At 36.9% G+C, this 3,742-nt stretch carries 5 protein-coding genes; 2 read left to right on the top strand and 3 right to left on the bottom strand.

All coding sequences use genetic code 11. The annotated features are described in order from the left end of the window. Positions 1-77 precede the first annotated feature (77 nt). Complete coding sequence (locus QF004_RS13820) at positions 78-356, bottom strand: hypothetical protein (protein WP_307427461.1); 279 nt, start codon at positions 354-356, stop codon at positions 78-80. Next, positions 353-541: a hypothetical protein gene (locus QF004_RS13815; protein WP_307427459.1), complete on the bottom strand. Its 189-nt coding sequence runs from the start codon at positions 539-541 to the stop codon at positions 353-355. Before QF004_RS13815 ends, QF004_RS13820 begins: the two co-directional genes overlap by 4 nt. Positions 542-1,177: 636 nt before the next feature. On the opposite strand from QF004_RS13815, the gene QF004_RS13810 reads away from it, so the two are divergent. Continuing rightward, entirely contained in the window at positions 1,178-1,372 is a 195-nt protein-coding gene (locus tag QF004_RS13810; protein WP_307427456.1) for a hypothetical protein, read from the top strand. 392 nt (positions 1,373-1,764) lie between these two features. Here the strand turns inward: QF004_RS13810 and QF004_RS13805 are convergent, their stop codons facing one another. Continuing rightward, positions 1,765-2,442, bottom strand: coding sequence for a hypothetical protein (locus tag QF004_RS13805; RefSeq protein WP_307427453.1), 678 nt, complete (start codon positions 2,440-2,442; stop codon positions 1,765-1,767). 892 nt (positions 2,443-3,334) lie between these two features. Here QF004_RS13805 and QF004_RS13800 point away from each other — a divergent pair. Continuing rightward, positions 3,335-3,544 carry a hypothetical protein gene (locus QF004_RS13800; protein ID WP_307427450.1) on the top strand — a complete coding sequence of 70 codons (210 nt, stop codon included), beginning with the start codon at positions 3,335-3,337 and terminating at the stop codon, positions 3,542-3,544. The last annotated feature ends 198 nt before the right edge of the window (positions 3,545-3,742 follow it).

Here is a 3,742-nt window from a genome sequence, read left to right as displayed (position 1 = left end):
AATTCCTCACTGAAAACCCGATGCTTCTGCAGTTTCTTAATGTTTGCTTTCATATTTGTTGACTTATTTATGTCAACCTATATCAGGGACGGACATCCAATACTACCTCCAGCATCATCAACTTTCACTCCACTTATATAATTTAAGAATACGGGCATTTTTATTTTATCCTCAATAGAATATTGATAAATAAATAATCCATTTGATGAAGGCTCAAAATTAATCCTGCTGCTTGCAAATGTTTCCTGGGTAGGAACAATTATATTTGGAAAATCCAGGTTGTTATTGGATGGTGTATTTTGACCATTAAAAAATTGGCAGGACAGTAAAAGAGCTAAAGGGGTATACTTTCTCATTGTAAATTCAATTCTTTATTACCGAATTGCGCAGGCATTGTATTGATTTTATTTATGGCTTTCGGGGTAGATATAAAATCCTGGGTATCGGATTTTATATCTTTTTGCCACAAGGTTTTGTTTTCTTGTGCAGAAAGATGAAGTATGCCGAAAAGAAATATTTCCCCAATGTAGAGTTTTGTCATAAGCTGATTTTTCAATGTTAAAAAATAATAAAAAATAATAATACAGAAAAAAGGCAATTCCTTTTATAGCGATTCCCCCCAAAAAAACAATTGAACAGCTAAGTTTTTTTAATAAGTAACAACCTGTAAGTAAGTGAAATAAAAATTAAACAAGGAAATCTTGCTTTTAGTTAATTTTTATTAGAACAACATCAAATAACCTTATTTTAATATTAAAACACCACAAATTACTAAGTTTATTTAACGAAAAATAACAGTTAAATTAAAAAAAGAACAAATTTCAAAATTTTTATTTATGGAAATAGATTTAGTATTAGCTATTTTCTATTGGTCTTAGGTACGGGAAACTTCAGAAAGTAAAAGCTAAGCTCTGGTCCCTGCCGAAAGGTTTTCCGGTAAGCACAAGAAAGGGTTCCGGCAGCAATCCGGGAGAGTTGGTCACAAGATTTGTTTAAATCATGCTCAAGTCTCTTTATAGTGAATGTCTACATAAAAAATTTAATAGAACACTGTTTTAGAAATATTTCTGTTTCTTGTAAATGTTTGCGTGATTCAACAGCATTGTGTACATTAGTTCTATCCAAAACCTAACTCATCCGTCGAAAACAAATAAAATAAACGATAACTTGTTCAGAAATGGAAAACAACTTTACATTCTATCTTAATTTCAACAGCGACAATATAGAAGAGGCGATGGAGTTCAAAACAAACAGCGACCTCCTTTTTGGTGATGTACTGGAGTTTGTAGATCATGAGCTAGCAGAAGAGATTAGCGGGGAATTTCATACTACAAGATATCATCATTCAGAGAAGTTTTTCAATGGAGTTTAATGAAATGCATCTCGACCTTAAACCTTATTATAAGTGATTTCTAATGCTGTGACTGGATGCAACCACCCTGATTACTGCCGGACGATTGCATTATGTCGTAATTTTGGTAACTACGATACCTTTTAAAAATTACAGTTGCCATTGCATGTTAGTTTAAAAAGTAAAATAAATACAGGTTTATTTTTTGTAAAGACCCCATGCGAAATCGTAGATTCGGCAAAGCCAATCCTTTAGCGTCGTCTGTTAAAAATTAAATTTTCCACTTTTAAATTGGGTATTTTCTATCTGGGATAAATGTTATCAGTCAAACAGGCCGAAACCTATCCGGACAGCACCTCCACCACCCTCACAAAGCGGTAAAGTACACTTCAGAGCATCAGCACCTATACAATCTACCCCAACTCCACCGCCGTTTTCCCGGCCAATAGGAAACCACTCCCATCAAAAAAACGAATGAGCGCAAATTTCAACAGACCTTCGCCAACATCTCCAAACACCTCATCCTCAGGAATAAAAAACGCAGCACACGGCAGCGAAACCTCAAAAACACAGTCTACAAATTCCAGCGAATCCTGCCCCTCATTAGGATGGATGAACCGCAACGTGACCTCCGCTTTCGTGCTTCTCTCAGGAATACGGTCAAAAAAAAGCGTCCGCTTTTCATAATCGTAGCGGCATCTTTTTCCGTCAGTAAGGTTCCACACAAAACCGCTCAGAATCTTTGTGCTCTCAGGGTGTTGCAGCCCAAGTTGCACCGTACGCTCCCCCTTTCCGGAGACGGTATCCATCTTCACAAGGTCGTGCAGCATCTTGGCCATTCTCCCGTGAAGAATAGGATCGTTCAGATCCTTCACAAAGGGCTGAAGAGCCCCCCGCAGTTTTCCGCCAAATTTTGAACAGCGCCCAAATTCAGAGGCATTATTTCTTACGTTCACATATTTTGCATCTTTCCTGATCTTTTCTCCGTCAAAACCACCCGGAGTACGCACGATGATCTTGCCGTTCATTTTATAAAACGAAAGCCCATCCAGCTTTCCGGTAATTTTAAGAATACCATTAAGTTCTGCCATCTTATAATAATTATAGGGATTCCCAAAGATACTCAATTCAATAGATATAGCATGAATATAGAATGGATATAGTATGGTTATAGTATGCTAAACTGCCTACAGACCGCAGGTTGCCTTATCCCAAATTGAGAGACAAAGGCATACTCCCAAATATCGTGGATCTGCAATCCGTGATTCATGACCAATAGTAAAAGTCAACTTCTTACATTGTATGAAAATACAATCACCCAAATTAGTTCCCGTCATCCACCTGCGGATCTTGTAGCATTATTGATTTTCTGAATGTTATTGCCTACTTCTTTCTTTGTGAACTGCCAAACTTCATTGTAGGTGTTTCGGTTCGTATTTCTTCCGTCTGAGTATTTACCTGCCGTTTATGCACCAGCAGGCAGTAGGGAGGTCAGGATTAACAGCCCTTTAATAATTATTTCCATGGAAACGGATGTTCTTTGGTGATAAGTATACGCCTCCTACACCGCTTCCTAAAAATCGAGCAAACAAGACATACTGATGTAGCCGCCAAAATGGTAGCCGGTTTGGCAATCAATCGTTCTTCCTTTAATATCGTACCAGCTATAGCTTTATGTCAAGAAACTGTTATTAATTTTTTTACAAAAGAGGCGGTGGGTAGAGAGGTGCTGGTTCGGTTATTTCAGCAGAAAAACATTTTCCAGAATGGTCGTAAAGTTGGATGCTTTATGAAATTTCCAAACCGGACAGTTGTTTAATTATAACATTGGCTACAATGAATCTCTCAGGATACTGTCCACCAAATCCTATGCAGCAGATCGGTCACTACAAATAAAAGAAAAATACAACGGTAATTTTGCTATAATAATCTGGAAGTATAATGACGTTATCAATACCCTGGAGCAAAAATACGGCTATGTATATGACAAACTCAAACCGATTGCTTGCCGGGTTTTATTACCAGAAAACAGGCAATGATTTTCCCTTCACTGTGGAGCATCATGAATTACTGAAATACAATCTGAACGGAAACATCGTTGAATTAAAACGTTTTTCATATAAAAACGGAACTCCGCTACACAGGAATGACCATTTAAATACCATTATGCTGGCAACAGAGTACCTTCTGTAAAAGATAGTGCTAATTTCAGGGGTCACAAAGACAGCGGAAATCTTTATAAACAGTATTAAATGGGTGAACCAAACAGTATTTTACAAAATACAACAGGTGTTTTGTAAAACTGACAAAAATCAAGATTGCTTTGTTTAGTTTCTATATTGCTTATTAACAACTTGTTACCACTTAATTGTACTTCTATTTTCAATTACT

The sequence above is a fragment of the Chryseobacterium sp. MDT2-18 genome, from assembly GCF_030815285.1.
In the GTDB taxonomy this organism is placed as follows: domain Bacteria; phylum Bacteroidota; class Bacteroidia; order Flavobacteriales; family Weeksellaceae; genus Kaistella; species Kaistella salivictor.
This window is presented reverse-complemented; position numbering and strand designations above follow the sequence as displayed.